This window comes from Streptomyces sp. NPDC047315, from assembly GCF_040643215.1.
Lineage (GTDB): Bacteria > Actinomycetota > Actinomycetes > Streptomycetales > Streptomycetaceae > Streptomyces.
In genome coordinates this window covers 31,404-48,953 of record NZ_JBEYTZ010000041.1, presented here as the reverse complement: position 1 = coordinate 48,953, position 17,550 = coordinate 31,404, and the positions used below count along the sequence as shown (strand labels likewise).

The following is a 17,550-nucleotide window of genomic DNA, read 5'->3' as shown; positions in this document are numbered from 1 at the left end:
CATCGGGGACTCGTGAGCACTGGCGCCGATCGTGTGGTTCATCCAGGGTGGGAACGACCTTTCGACCGGAGAGGCTGGACCCCCAGCATGCCCAGACTGTTCGCCGCCGCACTGACCGCCGTGGCCGCCGCGGCCCTCGCCGTGGGCGCAGCCCTCGGCGTCGTCGCCCTGCTCAACGCCACCCCGGACCAGCCCAACACGCCCCTCGTCACCTACGAGACGGCCCCACGGGAGCGCTGACCCTTGCCCTCACCCCTCCCGGCCGTCGATCCCCCGGGCACCACCGCGGCTTCCGTCGGCGAGGACCGCACCGCTGCGCTGCCCGGAGCCCGATCGGCCTGGCACGACGTACCGCGCGGCAAAGTGCGCCAGTTCGCTGCGCTCGCCATCGCCGAGGCCCCCACGCTGGCCGAGGAGATCCTGCAGGAGATCCGCCGCGAGTACCCACACGTCCCGCTCATCCTCGACGACTCCGGCGAGCCCAAGTCCCTCATCGGCATCCGGCGCGCCATCGAGATCTTCGTACTGCACCTGGAGACGGCCGAGGACCGGCCCCGCGTCCACCCCGAGGTCTTCCAGGACTTCGGCCGCGGCGAGGGGATCGGAGGCCGCAGCCTCGACTCGCTCCAGGCCATCTATCGCCTGGGCGTCCGCCTCACCTGGCGGCGCCTCGCCGAGATCGGCCAGCGCGTCGACATCCCACCACCGGCCATGTACGAACTGGTCGACGCGGGTTACGAGTACCTCGACGGCCTCGTGGACCAGTCGGTGCGCGGCTACGCGGAGGCCGCTGCCCGGCAGGCCGGTGAACTCCTGCGGCTCCAGCGCGAGCTCATGGAGCTCCTCCTCGCCGAGCACCGCCCCCGCTCCGCCGCCGGCCCGCACGAGATCGCCGCCGCCCTAGCGGAGCGCGCCGCGCGGATCGGCTGGCCGCTGCCCGCGAAGGTCGCGGCCGGGGTGCTGCTGCGCCCCGCCCGTCAGGCCGTCGCCCCCGCCGTCGGGCAGGGCGTCCTGCTGGACATGGAAGCCGAACAGCCCCGCATCGTCGTCCCCGACCCCGACGCGGCGGGCCGCCCCGAACTGCTGCGGCGCGCCATGACCGGCTGGGCCGGCGCGATCGGACCGCCGGTCCCCCTGGTCGACGCCGCCAAGTCGCTGCGGTGGGCGGAGGCCGCCGTACGCCTCATGGAACGCGGCCTGCTCCCGGCGGGAGAGGTGCTGCACTGCACCGAGCACACCGAGGCCCTCGTGCTCCTCCAGCCGGAGGAACTCATCGACGACCTGGCCCGCCGCACCCTCGCACCCCTGGCCCACCGCGGCAGAACCCACGCGCGCCGTCTCGCCGAAACCCTCCTCGCCTGGCTGGAGACGCGCGGCGGCGCCCCCGAGATCGCGGGGCGCCTCGGGGTCCACCCCCAAACCGTCCGCTACCGGCTCCGTCAGATCCGGGAGCTGTGGGGAGACGAGATCGACGACCCCGACCGCCGCTTCGAGCTCGAACTGGTCCTCCGCGCCCAGCGGTTGCGGGGAGAACTGGGCCGCTACTCCCCCTGACCCGCGGCATCCTCCGCGGGCAGGACGACAGTTGGCCTGGGCAACGTCCATGACGAGCCCGGTACGGGGTCACGTGATATCGCCGTTTGCTCTCATCGCTCCCCGCCCCTTCGTGTTGTCATGGTCCCTTCTTTCGCTCCTTCCGGAGGGGGAACCTTGAGACCGTATTCACGCTCCAGAATCGTGTTGTCGGCCCTCGCGCTGCTCGTGACGAGCGGGGTGGTCCTGCCGGCGGCAGGTGCTGCCCCTGCAAGCGCCGGTGAAGAGGACCGGCTGACCCGACTGGCGTCGACTGCCGAGCCCTGCCCCATGCGCATGCTCGCCGCACCGCCCGGGACCCTGCGAGCAGCGGTGACGGGCTCCGACCCGACCGGACGGTTCCAAGTGGGCTACGCCTGGAACGGGACGGGTAACTACCGCCTCGTCCGATGGACGGACGGTGTGCCGCAGGACCTGGGAGCGGAGCACGGGGGTGCCGGCAACGGGATCAACGTGCACGGCCACGCCGTCGGCTACGTCAGCGAAGACGCCACCGGCAAGATCACCGCCTGGTCGTACCGAGGCACGGGATTCAGCAAGCTCCCCGGCCTGAGCGCCGAGGCAGGCAGTCTGGCCTTCGCCATCAACGCCGGCGGCACGGTGGCAGGGGCGTCGCGAGGCGCCAACGGCGACGTTCCGGTCACCTGGACCCCGGACGGCAGCGTGCGCCAACTGGCCCTGCCTCCAGGCCACACCCGCGGACAAGCACTGGGCATCGACGACGACGGCACGGTGGTCGGCTGGTCCGCGGACCAGGGCCCGCAGCACGCGGTCCGCTGGCTTCCCAACGGGGTGGTGGAGCAACTGCCCCAGCTCCAGCCGGGCAACGGGCACGGCACCACCGCCGCTTCCATACGCGGCGGGCACATCATCGGCCAGGAGATCGCGGGGACGACTGTCGTTCGCACCCTGGCGGTCGTCTGGCGCAAGGGTGCGGCGACAGCAGAGTCCCTCGGTGAAGGAGAACCGCAGGCCGTCAACCCCTCGGGGGCGGTCGTCGTGAGGCCCACGCCGGACGTCAAGCTGCGGTTGATCGAGCCGAACGGCACGGTGCGCGCCCTGCCCACCGACACCACTCCCTACCCCACGGGAGAGGTCACGGCCCTCACCGATGACGGTGTCGCCTACGGCCGCTGGAACAGCACGCCCGTCAGTTGGGACTGCCGCACTCCCCGTACCGCGTGACACCCTCTGGGTGGGCCCTGCCGCCCACTGCCTGACCGCCATTGATCATTCAACATCTGACGTTGCGCCTCGGTTCACGTCTCAGACACTAGAGACCACGACAGTGTGTCCCGGCCCGTTCGAACCGTGGACGGGCCGTGGACACAGGCACTTACTGGAGGTCGTTGATGGTCAGGCGTCGCGAACTGCTCGGGATGGTCGGCGCGACCGTCGGGGCGGGAGTGTTGGCCGCGGGCACGGCCGAGGCCGCCCCGCAGAGCGGGCTGAAGCACGGCAAGCCCACGCGTCGAACGCTCAAGGTCATGCAGTTCAACATCTGGCACGGCGGCAACCAGGTGCCGGGCGGGCGGGCCGGCATCGCCGACACCATCGCCGCGGTCGAACCGGACGTGGTGATGCTCAGCGAGTCGAACCCGGAGCGGGTCGCCAACCTCCTGGCCGATCTCGCCGACCGCGGGCTGACCTACTTCGACAACCGGAACCCCGTCGATCCGGCGGTGATCTCGCGCTACCCGATCGTCGAGCACGCCTCCTTCCCGTACTGGTCGAAGGCGGTCATCTCGGTCGACGGCACCGAGGTCGCGGCCTACTCCGGCCACCTGGAGTACCGCTACTACGTCAACTACCTGCCGCGCGGCTACGGCGGCGGGACCCCGTCGCCCCTGGAGACGGCCGAGTACGGCTGGGGCGAGATCCCCACCGGTCCGATCACCGACGTCGACCTGATCACGCGGCTCAACGCGGCCTCGGGACGCACGAAGGTGACGAAGACGGTGCTCGCCGACGCCGCGAAGGAGCGGGCCAAGGGCCGGCTGACGCTGCTGGGCGGCGACTTCAACGAGCCCTCCCACCGGGACTGGGACCGTCGCACCCGGAACCTGTTCGACCACAACGGCACTATCGTCCCGTGGTCGACGACGAAGGCCATCGAAGAAGCTGGCTTCCGCGACACCTACCGCGTCATCCACCAGGACCCCGTTCGCACACCAGGCTTCACCTGGCCGAGCGACAACCCGGGCGCCGACGTCAGCAAACTCACCTGGGCACCGAAGGCCGACGAACGCGACCGCATCGACTTCGTCTTCTACCACCCCGACAAGCGGCTCCGGCTCCTCGACAGCGTGATCGTCGGACCGTCCAGCACCATCGTGCGCAGCAAGCGGGTCAAGGAGTCGGGCAAGGACACGTTCTGGGAGCCCACCTGGACCTGGCCGTCCGACCACAAGGCCGTGCTCAGCACCTTCCGGATGACCACCCGCTGAGCGGGCCCACCTCCCGAGGGCCGCGGCCCCGAAGTCGCGGCCCTCACCGGCCTCACCCGCCCAGCTCTCGTCCAGTCCCGGAGCGGCCGACCGGAGCGAACGGCTCCGGGCTAGAAGGTGTAGCGGGTGTGGATGAACACCTGGCCGCCGTGCCCTCGACCACCATGTCGATGCCCCCCGGCGAGCGCGTTGTTCCCGGTGGTGAGCACGCAGTGGGCACGATCTGCCGGGTTCTTCGCCTTCTGCTCGCCAGTTCCGGTACTGAAGTGCAACGCCCAGTCGCACCAGGCGGCGATCAGCGGCGTGACGTGTAGACGGCCGGCCGGCCGGACCTGGGGGTGAAGGTGACCGGGAGGGCCCGGGGGCCGCGGAACGTCGGGGCGTAGCCCCAGTCGAGCTCGCCGCTCGGGACGTCCAGGGTGAGGTCCGGCAGGCGGTCGAACAAGGTGGTGATCGCGATCTCCGTCTCCAGCTTCACCAGATGGCTGCCCAGGCAGGTGTGCGCGCCGTGGCCGAACGCCAGGTGCGGGCGGGCATCGCGGGTGAGGTCCAGGGCGTCGGGGTCGGGGAACCGGTTCGGGTCGCGGTTCGCCGACGCCAGCGACAGCAGCACCACGTCGCCCTCTCCCACGCGGGTGTCAGCGATCGTCATGTCCTCGCCCGCGTACCGGTACTCGGCCACGTGGTCCGGTGGGTCCAGGCGCAGCAGCTCGTTGATCGCCGGGGACCAGTCGATGTCGCCGCCGAGCAGGGCGGCTCGCCGGCCGGGGTGGTCGAGCAGGCGCAGGATGGTGGTGCCGAGGAACTGGATCGTGGTGATGTGACCGGCGCCGATCAACGTCATGACCATCACCTCCAGTTCGTCCCCGGTCAGCGCGCCCGACTCGATCAACCGCGTCGGCAGGTCGTCCCCCGGGTGCGAACGCTTGTAGGCCACCAGCTTCCGGACGTAACCCAGCACCTCGGCCAGCTTCGCCTCGTCGCGCGGCTGCTGGAACTTCGCGCGGTACCACATGTCCAGCACCTCGGCGGCGGGCGCGCGCTCGGCTTCCGGGACGCCGAGCAGGTCGTGCACGACGGCGACCGGGACCTGCCGGGTGTACTCGGCGACGAGGTCAGCGCGCCCCCGCCCGGCGAACGACTCGACTGCGTGCGCGCAGGTCCGGGCGGTGCGTTCGCGCAGGCGGGACACCGCGGCGGGGGTGAACGCCGCGGCTATGAGCCGGCGGAGCCCGGCGTGTCGGGGGTCGTCCAGGTTGGACAGACCGGGCGGGTGCGGGTCGGGGTTGACCGGGGCTCGGCTGCTCAGGCGGCGGTCCGCCAGGCAGGCGCGGACGTCGTCGTACCGGGTCACCAGCCACGTCCGGCCCGGGACGTGCGGGTCGTCGACGGGGCAGACCGGGTCGTGCTCGCGCAACCAGGCGTAGCCCGGGTACGGGTCGGCGGTCACGAGGGCCGGCCGGCGATCAGCAGCTTCTCCAGCGGGGACGCGGCGAGCGGCACGACCCGCGTCTCGGTGAGCCCGGCCTCGCCCAGCCATGCCGCGAGGTCGGCGTAGCGGTGCACGCCGCCGCCTTGGCCCTGCCACAGGGTCAGGTCGAACGTGCCGAGGAACCCGGCGGCGGCCGGACCCAGCCCCGCCGGTGGTTCCCGGTCGTGGTCGAGGATGGCGACGCTTCCCGTCGGGGACAGCGTTTTCGCCGCGCGCCGGATCAACTCGCGGCATTCCTCGGGTTGGTGGCCGTGCACGACGTTGAAGAGCAGCACCAGGTCGTACCCGGAACCCAGGTCGTCGGTGAGGTAGTCGCCCGCCCGCGCCGTCACCCGGTCCGGCGGGGCGTCTTCGCGCAGGGCCGCGATCGTCTCGGGCAGGTCGAAGACGGTGGCCCGCACGTCCGGACGACGACGGCACAGTTCGACGGTGTGGTCGCCGTGGCCGCCCCCGATGTCCAGGACGGTCGCCGCGGGCGGCAGCGCGGCGGCGATGTCATCGGCCAGGTCCGCGGCGGCGCCGGCGAACATCCGGCGCAGGCGGGCCGCGGTCGCGGGGCGCTCGCGCAGCCAGGCGTAGAAGCCGCGGCGGGGCGTGCCGGTGCGGATGGTGTCCTCGACGTCGGCCCAGTACTCGAACAGGACCTCGTGCCAGAACAGTTCGACGTCCACCGGGCCGGGCGTCGCGGCGGTCGTGACCCCGTCGCAGTCGTCGTGCCGCAGGTAGCCGAAGGTCACCAGCACGTCCACCAGGCTGCGCACCCCGGCCGGGTCGCCGCCGATCGCGGTGGCCAGTTCCTCGACGGTCAGCGGGCGGGCTTCCAGCGCGGTGAACACCCCGAGCCGTACGCCGGCGATCATGGCCCGGTACCCGGCCGCGCCGAGCCGGTCCAGTACCGGAGCCGGGACACCAAGGGATTCTTCGGGCAAAGGCATGATCATCCACTTCCGGAAAGCGCGCCGGCACCGGTGAGGAAGTCCAGGTGCCTGCGCAGCATTCGCTCGTCGGCCGGGGGGAACCCCACCCCTGCCCCGGCCGCGGCGGCCCAGGTGCGGGAGCAGTCGAACCGCGGGTGCGGGCGGGGGCGTTCGGGCAGGGAGAAGGCGAGCGGGGCGAAGGGCCCGGCCGGATCGGCGAGCATCCGCTCCCGCCATCGGTCGTACGGCACCACCTCGGTCGGGTGACCGGCCGCGGTGAGGGCGGCGGCGAGGGCGGCCCGGGTGAGGCCGCCGTCGCCGTGGTAGTGGTGGTCGCGGCAGAGGTGGTTCGGGGCCTGGGAGAGCGCGACGACCGCCGCGGCCACCGTGTCCACGGGGACCATGTCCAACACCTCGGCGGTGTCCGGGACGGCACCCGCGGTGACGCATCCGGTGAGCCAGCGGCTGAACGCGGAGCGCGGGTCGGCGGCGCCGGTGGCGGTGTCGCCGACGATGGCCGCGATGCGGTGGATCGAGACGGTGAGGCCGTGGCCGCGGGCGGCGGTGGCCATGGCGTCGGCCACCCATTTGCTGAGGTCGTAGCCGCTGGTGAGGCCGCTCGGGTCGGTGGGAGCGTCGGCCTCGGTGATGACGCGGCCGTCGTAGGCGTCGCCGAGGAAGACGCCGAGGGTGGAGATCAGGTGCAGCGGTGCGCCGCTGTCACCGGCCAGGCGCAGGATCGCGGCGGTGGCGTCGACGTGGGCGGGCTTGAGGGCGCTGTAGGGCGCGGCGAAGTGCGGCACGGCGGCGTTGTGGTAGATCGCGTCCACGGTCGTGAGGGTGTCGTGGTCCTCGGTGGACAGACCGAGGCCGGGTGCGGCGAGGTCGCCGGGGACCGGGATCACGCGCTCGTTGACCGGCAGTCGGTCGATCGAGCCCTGGCGGACCAGGCAGTGGACCTGGGCGTCGGTCCGGGCCAGGAGTTGGTCGAGGAGGTGGCGGCCGAGGAAGCCGGTGGCGCCGGTGAGCAGGATCCGGCGCGGCGTGCCGGCCGAGGGGACGCCGGGGGGCTGGCCGGTGCGGAGACGGACGTCGGGTGGGGGGACGGCGTCGGCGCGCAACCGGTCGACCGTGGGCAGGTCCGCCGGGGCACCGTCGTCGACGGCTGCCGCGAACGCCGTCAGGGTGGGGGCGGTGAACAGCGTGCGCATCGGCACCGTGACGCCGAGCCGGTCACGGACGGCGGCGAGGACGTGGGCGGCGATGAGCGAGTGCCCGCCGATGGCGAAGAAGTCCGCGGTGCGGTCCACGTCGGACCGGTCGAGAACGGTGGCCCAGATGGCGGCGACGGCGCGCTCAGTGGCGGTCCGGGGCGGATCCGCCGGGGCTGTGGGGTTGGTGCGGGGTTCGGGGAGGGCGGTGTGGTCGACCTTGCCGGTGCTCTTGGTGGGAAGTGCGTCGAGGACGACCACGGTGTCCGGCACGAGATGCGCGGGCAGTCGCTCGGCGCAGAAGGCGCGCAGGCCGGCAACGTCCGGGACGGCGACCCGCGCGTCGGGGGTGGTCGCATCGGGTGCGTTCCGGGCGGGTGCGGTCGGGGGCGGGGTCGGGGCGCCGACGTAGCCGATGAGGCGGTCGCCCCTGGCCACCACCACGGCCTCCGCGACGGCCGGGTGCGCGGCGAGCACGGCCGCCACCTCCCCCGGCTCCACCCGGTTGCCGCGGATCTTGACCTGGTCGTCGGCCCGGCCGACGAACTCGAACGTGCCGTGCGGGCTCAGCCGGGCGAGGTCGCCGGTCCGGTACATGCGGGCGCCGGGGTGGGCGCCGTACGGGTCGGCGAGGAACGCCGCGGCGGTCGCGGCCGGTTGTCCCCGGTACCCCCGGGCGGGCGCCGTCCCTCCGATGTAGACCTCGCCGACCACGCCGACGGGCACCCGGCGCAGGGCCCGGTCGAGGAGGTGGACGCGGACGTTCGGCAGCGGGCGGCCGATCGGCAGCCGGGTGGGGTGCTCTCGGCCGTCGACGGTGCGATGGCTGGTCGCGCAGACGGTGGCTTCCGTCGGGCCGTAGTGGTTGTGGAGGGGGACGCCGTGCTTCGCCCACGCCTGGACGGTCGCCGCCGAGACCACGTCGCCGCCGACCATCATGATCTCCAACGGAAGGCGTTCCCCGGCGAGATCGGCCACCCAGCGCTGCCAGAGGGGAGCCGCAGTGTCCACCGCGGACAGTCGGTGCTCGACGCAGAGCCCGAGGAGGTCCGCTCCGGTGAGGCCGCCCGGGTCGGGGTGGATGACCAGGGTGGCCCCGGCCGCGAGGACCGGGAAGATGTCGCCGAACGCGGCGTCGAAGTGCGGGGGCGGGACCATGAGGAGGCGGTGCGCGGCGGTGAGGCCGTGTTCGGCGATGAACGCGGTGGTGAGGTTGAGGAGGGTGTCGTGCTGTACTTCGACGCCCTTGGGTTCGCCGGTGGAGCCGGAGGTGTGGACGACGTAGGCGAGTTGGGACGGGTGGACGGGCGTGGGTGGTTCGTGATGGCCGGTGGCGGCGAGGGCGTCGCGGGTCAGGACGGCCCTCGCACCGCTGGCGGTGATCAGGGCGCGTTGGCGGGAGGGCGGCTGGGCCGGGTCCACGGGGACGAAGCAGCCGCCCGCCTTGAGCACGCCGAGGATCGCGATGATCGCGTCGGCGCTGGACGGGATGGTGATCGCGACCGGGTCCTCGCTCCGGATGCCGGCCTCGCGCAGGTGGCGGGCGACGGCTGAGGATCTGCGGTCCAGCTCGCGGTAGGTGAGGGGTGCGGCGGCGAGGTCGAGTACGGCGGTGGCGTCGGGGGCCTGGGCGGTGCGGGCCGCGATCAGGTCCACGACGGTCGTGACGGCCGGTCGGGTGTGGACGGCCGGGCCGGTGGACGGCGCGTCCGGTCCACCGAGGGGGGCCGGCTCGGACCGGGTGCGGAGGGCGGTGTGGACGGCGCTGTCGGCCGGGGACAACAGGTCCAGGTGGGCCAGCGGGACACCGGGGTGGCGGACCACGGCCGCCATGACCGCCAGCACCTGGTCGGCGATCCTGCTGATCGTGTCCGCCTCGTACCGGTCGGTGCGGTAGTCGATGAGGGCGGGCCAGTCGCCCTCGCGTTCCCTGATGTGGAGGGTGAGGTCGAAACGGCTGGTGGCCCGGTCGATCGGCAGCGGGGTGCTGGTCAGGCCGGTGAAGGTGACGGGTGCCGTCTCACGGTTGAGGACCAGCATCGTCCGGAACAGGGGGTGGTGGTCCTCCCGTGAGGTGCGGACCGTGGTGAGGATGTCGGCCAGGGAGACGTCGGCGTGGTCCATCGCGTCGGCCACCACCGAGGTGGCGTCGGCGAGCAGGTCGCGGGGGGTGGCTCGACGGTTCGTGCGGAGCCGCAGCGGGAGGGTCGTGACGAACATGCCGATCACGTCGTCCCACCCGGCCGGGCGGGTGCTGACCGGGGCGCCGACGACGAGGTCGTCACCGCCGTCCCGGGTGGAGGAGACGACGGCGAAGACGGCGAGGAGACCGGCGAAGGTGGTGGCCCGCTCGCCCCGGCACCAGGTGGCGAAGCGGCGGGCGAGCCCGGCCGGGACGGTGAACCGGTGAGTGGCGCCGGGGGCGGCGCCCGCGCGGCGGGGGTGAGCCGGGCCCTGGCCGGATTCCGGGTGCGGCGATCCGCCCGACGTGGGGGTCGGCGCCGTTCCGTACGGATGGTCCGGCGGGGGTCCGGAGGCAGGCGGGGCGTCGCGGAGGGTTTCAGCCCAGAACTCGGTGGTGCGTTGCCGCGGACCCACGGCTGGCGGCGCGGGGATCGTTGGCCCCGGTGCACTGGTCTTCGTGCTGAGCGAGGCCCTCGGCCCCCGGACGTCCGTGGCACCGGGCACGGGCGAGGAAGTCGGGTCCACGGTGGTCAGGGTCGTCAGCAGGATCGATATCGATGTGTCGTCGCAGATGATGTGGTGAGCGGTGATCGTCAGGAGACGGGTCGTGGGGCCGGTTCTGATCAGATGGGCTCGCACCAACGGGCGCCGGGTCAGGTCGAAGGGGTGGTCGGCGTCCCGGGCAGCCAGGCGTTCGGCCTCCGGCCACGGGTCCGCATGAGCGCTCAGGTCGGTGGTGCGCCAGGCCCTCGCCAGCAACTCGTCCGTGTAGGACGCCGCGCTCAGCTGCGGGGTCTCGTCATGGACGACGACCGCCGATCGCAGGACGGGATGGGCGGCCAGGGTGTGGGCGAACCTGGCGCGCAGGTCCGCCTCGTCGAGCGCGCCCTCCAACCGGAACGCGGCGTGTACGACGTAGGCGCCGTCGTCCTGGCCCGCCTGGTCGGTGATCCACAGCCCGTGCTGCGGGCCGGACAGCCGTCCTGGTGCAGCGGGCGCCACCCCCGGGATGTCCCGGATCTCTGAGTTCTCCGGAGTATCGGGGTCGCCCCGGCCCGTCTCAACCGCGGCGGCCAGGGCGGCGACGGTGGGGTTGGCGAACAGGGTTCTGATCGTCACCTCCACCCCGACCGACGCCCCGATCTTGGCGACGGCCTTCACCGCCGCCAGGGAATGGCCGCCCGACAGGAAGAAGTCGTCGTCGCGGTTCACCGGGCGACCCAGCAGGCGCGCGAAGACCTCCGCGATCGTGGTCTCCAGACCAGGGTGGGGATCAGGCGCTGCGACGTCCAGCGCCGGTGGGGGCAGGGCGCGTACGTTCAGCTTCCCGGAGCTGGTCAACGGGAACGCGTCCACGGACACCATCGCCGACGGCACCAGGTAGGCCGGAAGGACACGGCTCAGCCGCTCCCGCACCCCCGGCCAGCTGGGCGGCCCGGCGGTCGGGATCACATAGGCCACCAGACGGTCGCCGTCACCGGCCACACGGGCGTCGTCGACCTCCGGGTCCGCCCGCAGCGCCGCCTCCACCTCGGCCGGTTCCACCCGGTGACCACGCACCTTGAGCTGCGCGTCCACCCGCCCGACGAACTCCACGACACCGCCCGGTCGACGCCGCGCCAGGTCGCCGGTCGCGTACATGCGCGCGCCGGGGACCGGCGAGAACGGGTCGGCGATGAACCTCGTCGCCGTCCGGCCCGGCGCGCCGAGATAGCCGCGCGCCAGCGGGAAGCCGCCCAGGTACACCTCGCCGACCACGTCGTCGTCGACCGGTCGCAGGCCCGCGTTCAGCAGATGCAGGGCCACGCCGTCGAGCGGGTCGCCGATGCCGAACGGGCTGCCTTGGCGCACCCGCTCGGCGGTCGACCAGATCGTCGTCTCGGTCGGGCCGTACGCGTTCCACAGCCCGGCCCCGCCCAGTGACCCGGCCAGCGCTTCGGCCAGCTCCGGCGTCAGCACCTCACCGATCGACACCCGGACCCGTACGCACTCCGGCACTCCCCCGGCCGCCACCAGCACCGCCCACACCGACGGGGTGACCTGGACGGCCGTGACCGCCTCGGCCTTCAGACGGCGCGCCAGCGCGGGACCGTCCACGACGGTCTCCGGCGGTATCGCCACCACCCGGGCGCCCACCGTCAGCGGCCCCACCAGCTCCCACACCGAGATGTCGAACGCCGGGGAGATCACGGCCGCCACCACGTCCCCGGCGCCCAGCCCCACCAACGCCGTCGACCGGGCCAGCATCCCGGCCACCGCGCGGTGCGGCACGCCCACCGCCTTCGGGCGGCCGGTCGACCCGGACGTGTGGAACACGTACGCCAGTGACTCGGGTGCGATGCCGGGATCGACGCGCTCGAACTCACCCGGCAGATCCGGGAGTTCGGTCAGCACGACGCGGGCGGCCCCGGTGACGGCCCGGCGCCTCGGCTCGGGCCACGACGGTTCCACCGGCACGTACACCGCGCCCGCCCGCCAGATCCCGAGGACGGCCACCACCAGGTCCGTGGCGCGCGGCAGGTCCACCGCGACCCACGCCTCCGGCCCGGCGCCCTTCGCCCGCAGCACCGAGGCCAGCGCCGCCGAACGGCGCTCCAACTCGGCGTAGGACAACTCACCCACCGAGAGGCCGTCCGCGTCGAACCGGATCAGCTCCAGGACGGTCGACGGCGCCGGAGCACCGGCCGGCCCGGCCACCGACGCGGCCACCGCCGAAGACCCTGCCGTCAACGTCGACAACCGGCGATCGGGGTCGGCGCTCGCACGGTCCAGCAAGGCCAGCAGCCGACCGGCGAAACCGTCGACCGTCGCACCGTCGAACAGGTCCGTGTCGTGCTCGGTGACCACTGCCATCTCCGCGCCGCCGGACTCCACCATCACGGTGAGGTCGACGTCGGCCGTGCCCGTGTCCGGCGGCAACCGGTCGACCCGCACGCCGGGGAGCACCACCTCGGGCGGGTCCTGCATCACGAGGTGTGCCTGGCACAGCGGCGCGTGGCTCGGGTCGCGGGACGCGCCGACCGCCTCGACGAGCCGGTCGAACGGGACCTGCGCGCCGCCCAGTCCCGCCGCGACCGCGCGGCGGGCCCTGGCCACCAGCTCGCGGAACGTCGGATCGCCGCCGATCCCCACCCGCAGCGGCACGGGGTTCACGAACATCCCGACGACGCCGGCGAACTCCGGCCCCGGCCGCCCGGACACCAGGGTGGCGACCACCACGTCGTCCTGGCCCGCCGTCGTGCCCAACGTGGCGGCGTACGCGGCCTGCAGCACGACGAACCGGGTGGCGCGCGTGGCGCGGGCGAGCGCGTCGACCCGCGCGGTGAGACCTTCGGGGACGGCGTGGCGGCGCAACTCCCCCCGGAAGGCGCGCATCCTCGGGCGGGGCCGGTCGGTGGGCAGGGTGAGCAGGTCCGGCACGCCGTCCAGGTCGGACACCCGTCGGGACGGGTCGTCGTCGATGACGTCCGGCGGCGCTCCGGGGTCCGGCAGCGGCCGGGTCGGGTCGGCGTACAGGGCGCTGATCTCCGTGCACAGCAACGACAGTGACGTGCCGTCGACGACCGCGTGATGCGTGTTGATCACCAGGACGTGGTCGGTCGGCGTGATCCGGCCCAGCCGGATGCGGAACAGCGGTCCGGTGCGCAGGTCGAACGGCTCCCGTGCGGCCCGTGCCGCGAACGCCGCGGCGTCTGCGTCCGGCACGGTCCGCACGACGACGTCCGCGGCGCCCGCCGGACCCACCCGCCCGACCGGCTCGCCGTCGACCTCGTCGAACGTGGTTCGCAGCAGCGGGTGCCGGGCCACCACCAGATCCGCCGCGCGCTGGAGCGCGTACACCGACACGGGGCCGGTCAACCGGAACACCGCCGGGTTGTTGTGCAGGGGTGCGCCATCGGCGAACGCCTCAAGGAACCACAGTCGCCGGGCCCCGGGCGGGAGCGGGACCGTCATCGGGGCGCTCCCCGTTCTCCGAACCGGCGCCGGTACGCCGCCAGATGCTCCGGGTCCGCCCGCAGGAACGGCGCGTCGGCGGCCACCATGTGCCGCACCGCCAGCAACGGCAGCGGGCTGCGCAGCGGCCGGAAGTCCGCGTTCCACAGGCCGGGCACGGACGGCGGTCCCGGGTGGAACTCACCGATCATCAGGCCGCGTTCCACGAACCCGGGCTTCAGCTCCCGCTGCATGCGGTCGATCTCCCCGGGCGTGACGTCCGGCAGCACCACCAGGACCGTCCGGTATCTGGCCTGCGGCCCCTCACGCGGCGGCAGGTCGGGGAACCAGTCGCGGTAGGCGGTCATCACCGCCCGCAGGTCGGGCCGTCCGGGGTGTACGGCGAGGAAGAGCCCGCCCTTCTTCAGCGAGACGGCCGTGTACGGGCAGACGTCGCCGCCCCGCCCCAGGTCGGGGTGGGGTCGGCACAGGTAGGACCGCGCCCACGCCAGCACCACCTCGCCCGCGGCAGGCAGGTCCGGGTGATCCGGCTCGAACAGCGCGACGTCACCCGCCGGGTGGCTCAACATCTCCCGCTCCGCTTCCGCCGCGCCGCAGCGAGCAACGCGACTCCGCCGAGCCCGGCGAGTCCACCGAGGAGGCGGTCCTGGCGGCGGGCCCGGGCGAGCGCGTCGCCGTACGGGAGGCTGCTGTGGCTGATCATCGCGTACAGCGTCCGCCACCCCGGCAACAGGCGGCCGAGGGCGAAGTCGATCCGCTTGCGGGCCAGGAACACCGGTGACCGCACCCGGTCGCGCAGCTCCACGAAGTTCTGCGCGGACAACTCGGCGAGCACGTCGGTGTGCGGGCGGCGACGGGCCTCGAACGCGGCGAGCGCGTCGTCCGGGGCGTGCTCGGCGAGACACGTGTCCAGCACCGCGCAGTCCTCGAACGCGGCGTTCATCCCCTGGCCGTAGAAGGGGAACACGGCGTGCGCGGCGTCGCCGACGAGGACGACGCGGTCGTGCTGCCACGGCGCGGTGCGCACCGACACCAGGCTGCCCGGCTCGTGGGCGAGGAACTGCGTGACCAGGTCCGGCACCAGATCGGTCAGGTCGCCGAACTCCTCGGCCAGGAACGCCCCGGCCCGCGCCGGGTCGCGCAGGCCCGAGAACCCGGTGTCGCCGTCGAACGGCAGGAACACGGTGCCGGTCAGCGATCCGTCCGGGTTGGGGTGGGCCACCACCAGTCCCCGTCCGCTCGGCCACACGTGCAACGCTTCCGGTCGGTCCACGGCCGGGATGGTGAACTCCCGGTAGCCCCAGTCCAGGTGCGTCTGGTGGAACTCGGCGCGCACCCGGCGGTGCAGGTGCGTGCGCACGGTCGAGTACGCGCCGTCCGCGCCCACGACGAGGTCGGCCGAGAACGTCCGGGCCGGGGTCCGCACCTCCGTGTCGGCCAGGCCGGTGACGCGGTGCCCGAACCACAGCCGCACCCGGGGAACCGATTCGGCGGCGTCGAGCAGGGCGATGTTGAGGTCGTGGCGGCGGACCGAGTGCAGGACCTCGGTGTCGTCCGCGCCGTAGGGCTGGTAGGTGACCCGGCCGCCGTGGTGGACGATCCGGCCGCGCATGGGAACCGCTTTGGCCAGGGCCTCCTCAAGGAGGCCGATGTCGCGCAGCGCCGCCCGCCCGCGTTCGGACAGTCCGACGCTGATCGACGCGGCGTCCGGACCGTTCGTGTCGCGCGGGTCGCCGCGCCGCTCCACGATGTCCACCCGGTGGCCGTGGCGGGCCAGCCGGATCGCCAGCATCGTTCCGGCCATGCCCGCCCCGACGATGACGACGTTCATGTCCGGCCCCTGACCGAGTCCATCGAGTCCACCGGGTCCACCGAGGCCGCCGCAGCCACAGGGTCCACCGCGGACAGGGCTTTGGCGAGGTCGGCGGGTGTGGAGGCGTCGAACACGGTGGCCACGGACGCGTCCACGGTCAGTTCGACCCGGATCCGGCTGACCAGCGCGGTGGCCATGAGCGAGGTGCCGCCGAGGGCGAAGAAGTCGTCGTCCGGCGCGACCGGATCCACCGACAGCACCTCGGCGAACAACCGGGCGAGGTCGTCGGCGAGCACGCCCGACGCCCGCGGCGCGGGCTCGGCGAACGCGGCCCGGTCCAGCTTTCCGTTGGGGGTCAACGGGAAGTGCCCGACCGTCTCGATCACGTCCGGGACGAGGTGCGTCGGCAGTCGCTCGGCGAGGTGTGCACGCAGGTCCGGCACGCTCGCCCCGCGCGGCACCACGTAGCCCACCAGGTAGGCGCCGAGCGGTCCGGAGCGGGCGACGACCGCCGCCCGCGCCACCGCCGGGTGCGCGCCGAGCACGGCCTCCACCTCGGCCGGCTCCACCCGGTGGCCGCGGATCTTCACCTGGTCGTCGGCCCGGCCGAGGAACAGCAGGTCACCGTCGGGCAGCACGCGGACCAGGTCGCCGGTGCGGAACATGCGCGACCCGGGCGGACCCCACGGGTCGGCGACGAACCGCTGCGCGGTCGGCCCGGGGCAGCCCAGGTAGCCGCGCGCGACCCCGGCGCCGCCGATGTACAACTCGCCCTCGGTGGCCGGGGCGCACGTCTTGTCCAGCACCCGTAGTTCCGTGCCGGGGATCGCCGCCCCGATCGACACCACCGGGCCGCTGGTGAGCGGCGCGCTCATGGTGGCGCACGCGGTCGTCTCGGTCGGGCCGTAGGCATTGATCATCCGGCGGCCGGCGGACCACCGGGCGACGAGGTCCGGGCCCAGCGCCTCCCCCGCGACGATCAGGCAGGCGACGGAAGGCAGCGCCATGTCCGGCTGGGTGGCGAGCGCGCTCGGTGGCATGCACACGTGGGTGACGCCGTGTTCGGCGACGAACCGGGCGAACGGTTCGCCGGGCGGAAGGCCCTCGGGGGGCGCGAGAACGAGCGTGGCCCCGGTGAGCAGTGCCATGCACAGGTCAGCGACGGCCACGTCGAAGCCGACCGACGCGTACTGCAACACCCGGGCGCCCGGTCGGGCACCGAAGCGTTCCCGTTGCGCCGCGACGAGATGAGCGATCCCCGCATGGGGAAGGATCACGCCCTTGGGCCTTCCGGTCGAGCCGGAGGTGTAGATGACGTAGGCGGCGCACGCCGGATCGGGCTCCGCAACCGGGGCGGATCCGGTCACCGCCGCGGCCTCCAACTCCCGCAGCTCCTCCGGCGTCAGCACCAGGGCGGGACGGGCGTCGGCGAGCACGGCGGCCACCCGGTCCGGCGGTTGGGCGGGGTCGACCGGCAGGTAAGCGGCTCCCGCGGCGAGCACGGCGACGACGGCCACCACCATGTCCGCGCCGCGCGGGATCGCGATGGCGACGACGTCGTCCGGTCCGACCCCACGGTCCCGCAACCCGCCCGCCACCGCGCAGGCGCGGGCGTCGAGCTCACCGTAGGAGAGCGTGCCGTCAGCGGCGACGACCGCGATCGCCTCCGGGGCCCGGGCGACCTGGCGCCGGAACATCCCCGCCATCGTTTCGGCCGGCAAGGAATTCACCGTATCTAATCGCGCATCCACTGCGGTTTCACACTCCGTGACCCACGGAAATCCATTAGGGGAACGAGGGGAACTCTGTCCCATGACGCGGATCGGTGTCAACGAGATCGACGCGACGCTTATCTCGTCGCCCGATACGCAGAACAAAATGAAAATTATGAGAACTTGCTCATGGAAACTATGTTCCGCCGGTCTGTTCGGCGCCATAA

10 protein-coding genes and 1 pseudogene are annotated in these 17,550 nt (G+C 73.2%); 4 read left to right on the top strand and 7 right to left on the bottom strand.

Annotated features, from left to right (window positions below; translation table 11 throughout):
- Positions 1-87: 87 nt before the first annotated feature.
- The 4 genes from ABZ842_RS33750 (at position 88) to ABZ842_RS33735 (ending at position 4,040) form a co-directional block, all read left to right on the top strand.
- A complete protein-coding gene (locus ABZ842_RS33750; protein WP_361545737.1) occupies positions 88-240 on the top strand; it encodes a hypothetical protein in 153 nt (50 codons plus the stop codon).
- A gap of 78 nt (positions 241-318) precedes the next feature.
- Entirely contained in the window at positions 319-1,554 is a 1,236-nt protein-coding gene (locus ABZ842_RS33745) for a helix-turn-helix domain-containing protein (protein ID WP_361545788.1), read from the top strand.
- 183 nt (positions 1,555-1,737) lie between these two features.
- Positions 1,738-2,778: a hypothetical protein gene (locus ABZ842_RS33740; RefSeq protein ID WP_361545734.1), complete on the top strand. Its 1,041-nt coding sequence runs from the start codon at positions 1,738-1,740 to the stop codon at positions 2,776-2,778.
- Between the two features lie 167 nt (positions 2,779-2,945).
- Positions 2,946-4,040: an endonuclease/exonuclease/phosphatase family protein gene (locus ABZ842_RS33735; protein ID WP_361545731.1), complete on the top strand. Its 1,095-nt coding sequence runs from the start codon at positions 2,946-2,948 to the stop codon at positions 4,038-4,040.
- Between the two features lie 145 nt (positions 4,041-4,185).
- On the opposite strand, the pseudogene ABZ842_RS33730 reads toward ABZ842_RS33735, so the two are convergent.
- From ABZ842_RS33730 to ABZ842_RS33700, 7 genes and pseudogenes are all read right to left on the bottom strand, one after another.
- Positions 4,186-4,372: pseudogene (locus ABZ842_RS33730) on the bottom strand (pyridoxamine 5'-phosphate oxidase family protein); the annotation flags it as partial.
- Positions 4,336-5,490 carry a cytochrome P450 gene (locus ABZ842_RS33725; protein ID WP_361545729.1) on the bottom strand — a complete coding sequence of 385 codons (1,155 nt, stop codon included), beginning with the start codon at positions 5,488-5,490 and terminating at the stop codon, positions 4,336-4,338. The gene ABZ842_RS33725 and the pseudogene ABZ842_RS33730, both read right to left, overlap by 37 nt.
- The gene (locus tag ABZ842_RS33720; protein WP_361545726.1) at positions 5,487-6,467 is read right to left on the bottom strand and encodes a methyltransferase; all 981 of its coding nucleotides are present in this window, start codon (positions 6,465-6,467) and stop codon (positions 5,487-5,489) included. The genes ABZ842_RS33725 and ABZ842_RS33720 overlap by 4 nt, the downstream gene beginning before the upstream one ends.
- Before the next feature lie 2 nt (positions 6,468-6,469).
- On the bottom strand, positions 6,470-13,798 hold the full coding sequence (locus ABZ842_RS33715; protein WP_361545723.1) for an amino acid adenylation domain-containing protein: 7,329 nt from the start codon (positions 13,796-13,798) through the stop codon (positions 6,470-6,472).
- Positions 13,795-14,367, bottom strand: coding sequence for a DUF6875 domain-containing protein (locus tag ABZ842_RS33710; RefSeq protein WP_361545720.1), 573 nt, complete (start codon positions 14,365-14,367; stop codon positions 13,795-13,797). Before ABZ842_RS33710 ends, ABZ842_RS33715 begins: the two co-directional genes overlap by 4 nt.
- The gene (locus ABZ842_RS33705; protein ID WP_361545717.1) at positions 14,361-15,629 is read right to left on the bottom strand and encodes an NAD(P)/FAD-dependent oxidoreductase; all 1,269 of its coding nucleotides are present in this window, start codon (positions 15,627-15,629) and stop codon (positions 14,361-14,363) included. The genes ABZ842_RS33710 and ABZ842_RS33705 overlap by 7 nt, the downstream gene beginning before the upstream one ends.
- Positions 15,626-17,317, bottom strand: coding sequence for a non-ribosomal peptide synthetase (locus ABZ842_RS33700; protein WP_361545785.1), 1,692 nt, complete (start codon positions 17,315-17,317; stop codon positions 15,626-15,628). The genes ABZ842_RS33705 and ABZ842_RS33700 overlap by 4 nt, the downstream gene beginning before the upstream one ends.
- Positions 17,318-17,550 lie beyond the last annotated feature (233 nt).

Excerpts from the sequence above, each read along its gene's own strand:
- ABZ842_RS33750 (WP_361545737.1), top strand. The coding sequence starts at position 88 with ATGCCCAGACTGTTCGCCGCCGCACTGACCGCCGTGGCCGCCGCGGCC.
- ABZ842_RS33735 (WP_361545731.1), top strand. The coding sequence starts at position 2,946 with ATGGTCAGGCGTCGCGAACTGCTCGGGATGGTCGGCGCGACCGTCGGG.
- ABZ842_RS33720 (WP_361545726.1), bottom strand. The coding sequence starts at position 6,467 with ATGCCTTTGCCCGAAGAATCCCTTGGTGTCCCGGCTCCGGTACTGGAC.
- ABZ842_RS33715 (WP_361545723.1), bottom strand. The coding sequence starts at position 13,798 with ATGACGGTCCCGCTCCCGCCCGGGGCCCGGCGACTGTGGTTCCTTGAG.
- ABZ842_RS33710 (WP_361545720.1), bottom strand. The coding sequence starts at position 14,367 with ATGTTGAGCCACCCGGCGGGTGACGTCGCGCTGTTCGAGCCGGATCAC.
- ABZ842_RS33705 (WP_361545717.1), bottom strand. The coding sequence starts at position 15,629 with ATGAACGTCGTCATCGTCGGGGCGGGCATGGCCGGAACGATGCTGGCG.
- ABZ842_RS33700 (WP_361545785.1), bottom strand. The coding sequence starts at position 17,317 with ATGGCGGGGATGTTCCGGCGCCAGGTCGCCCGGGCCCCGGAGGCGATC.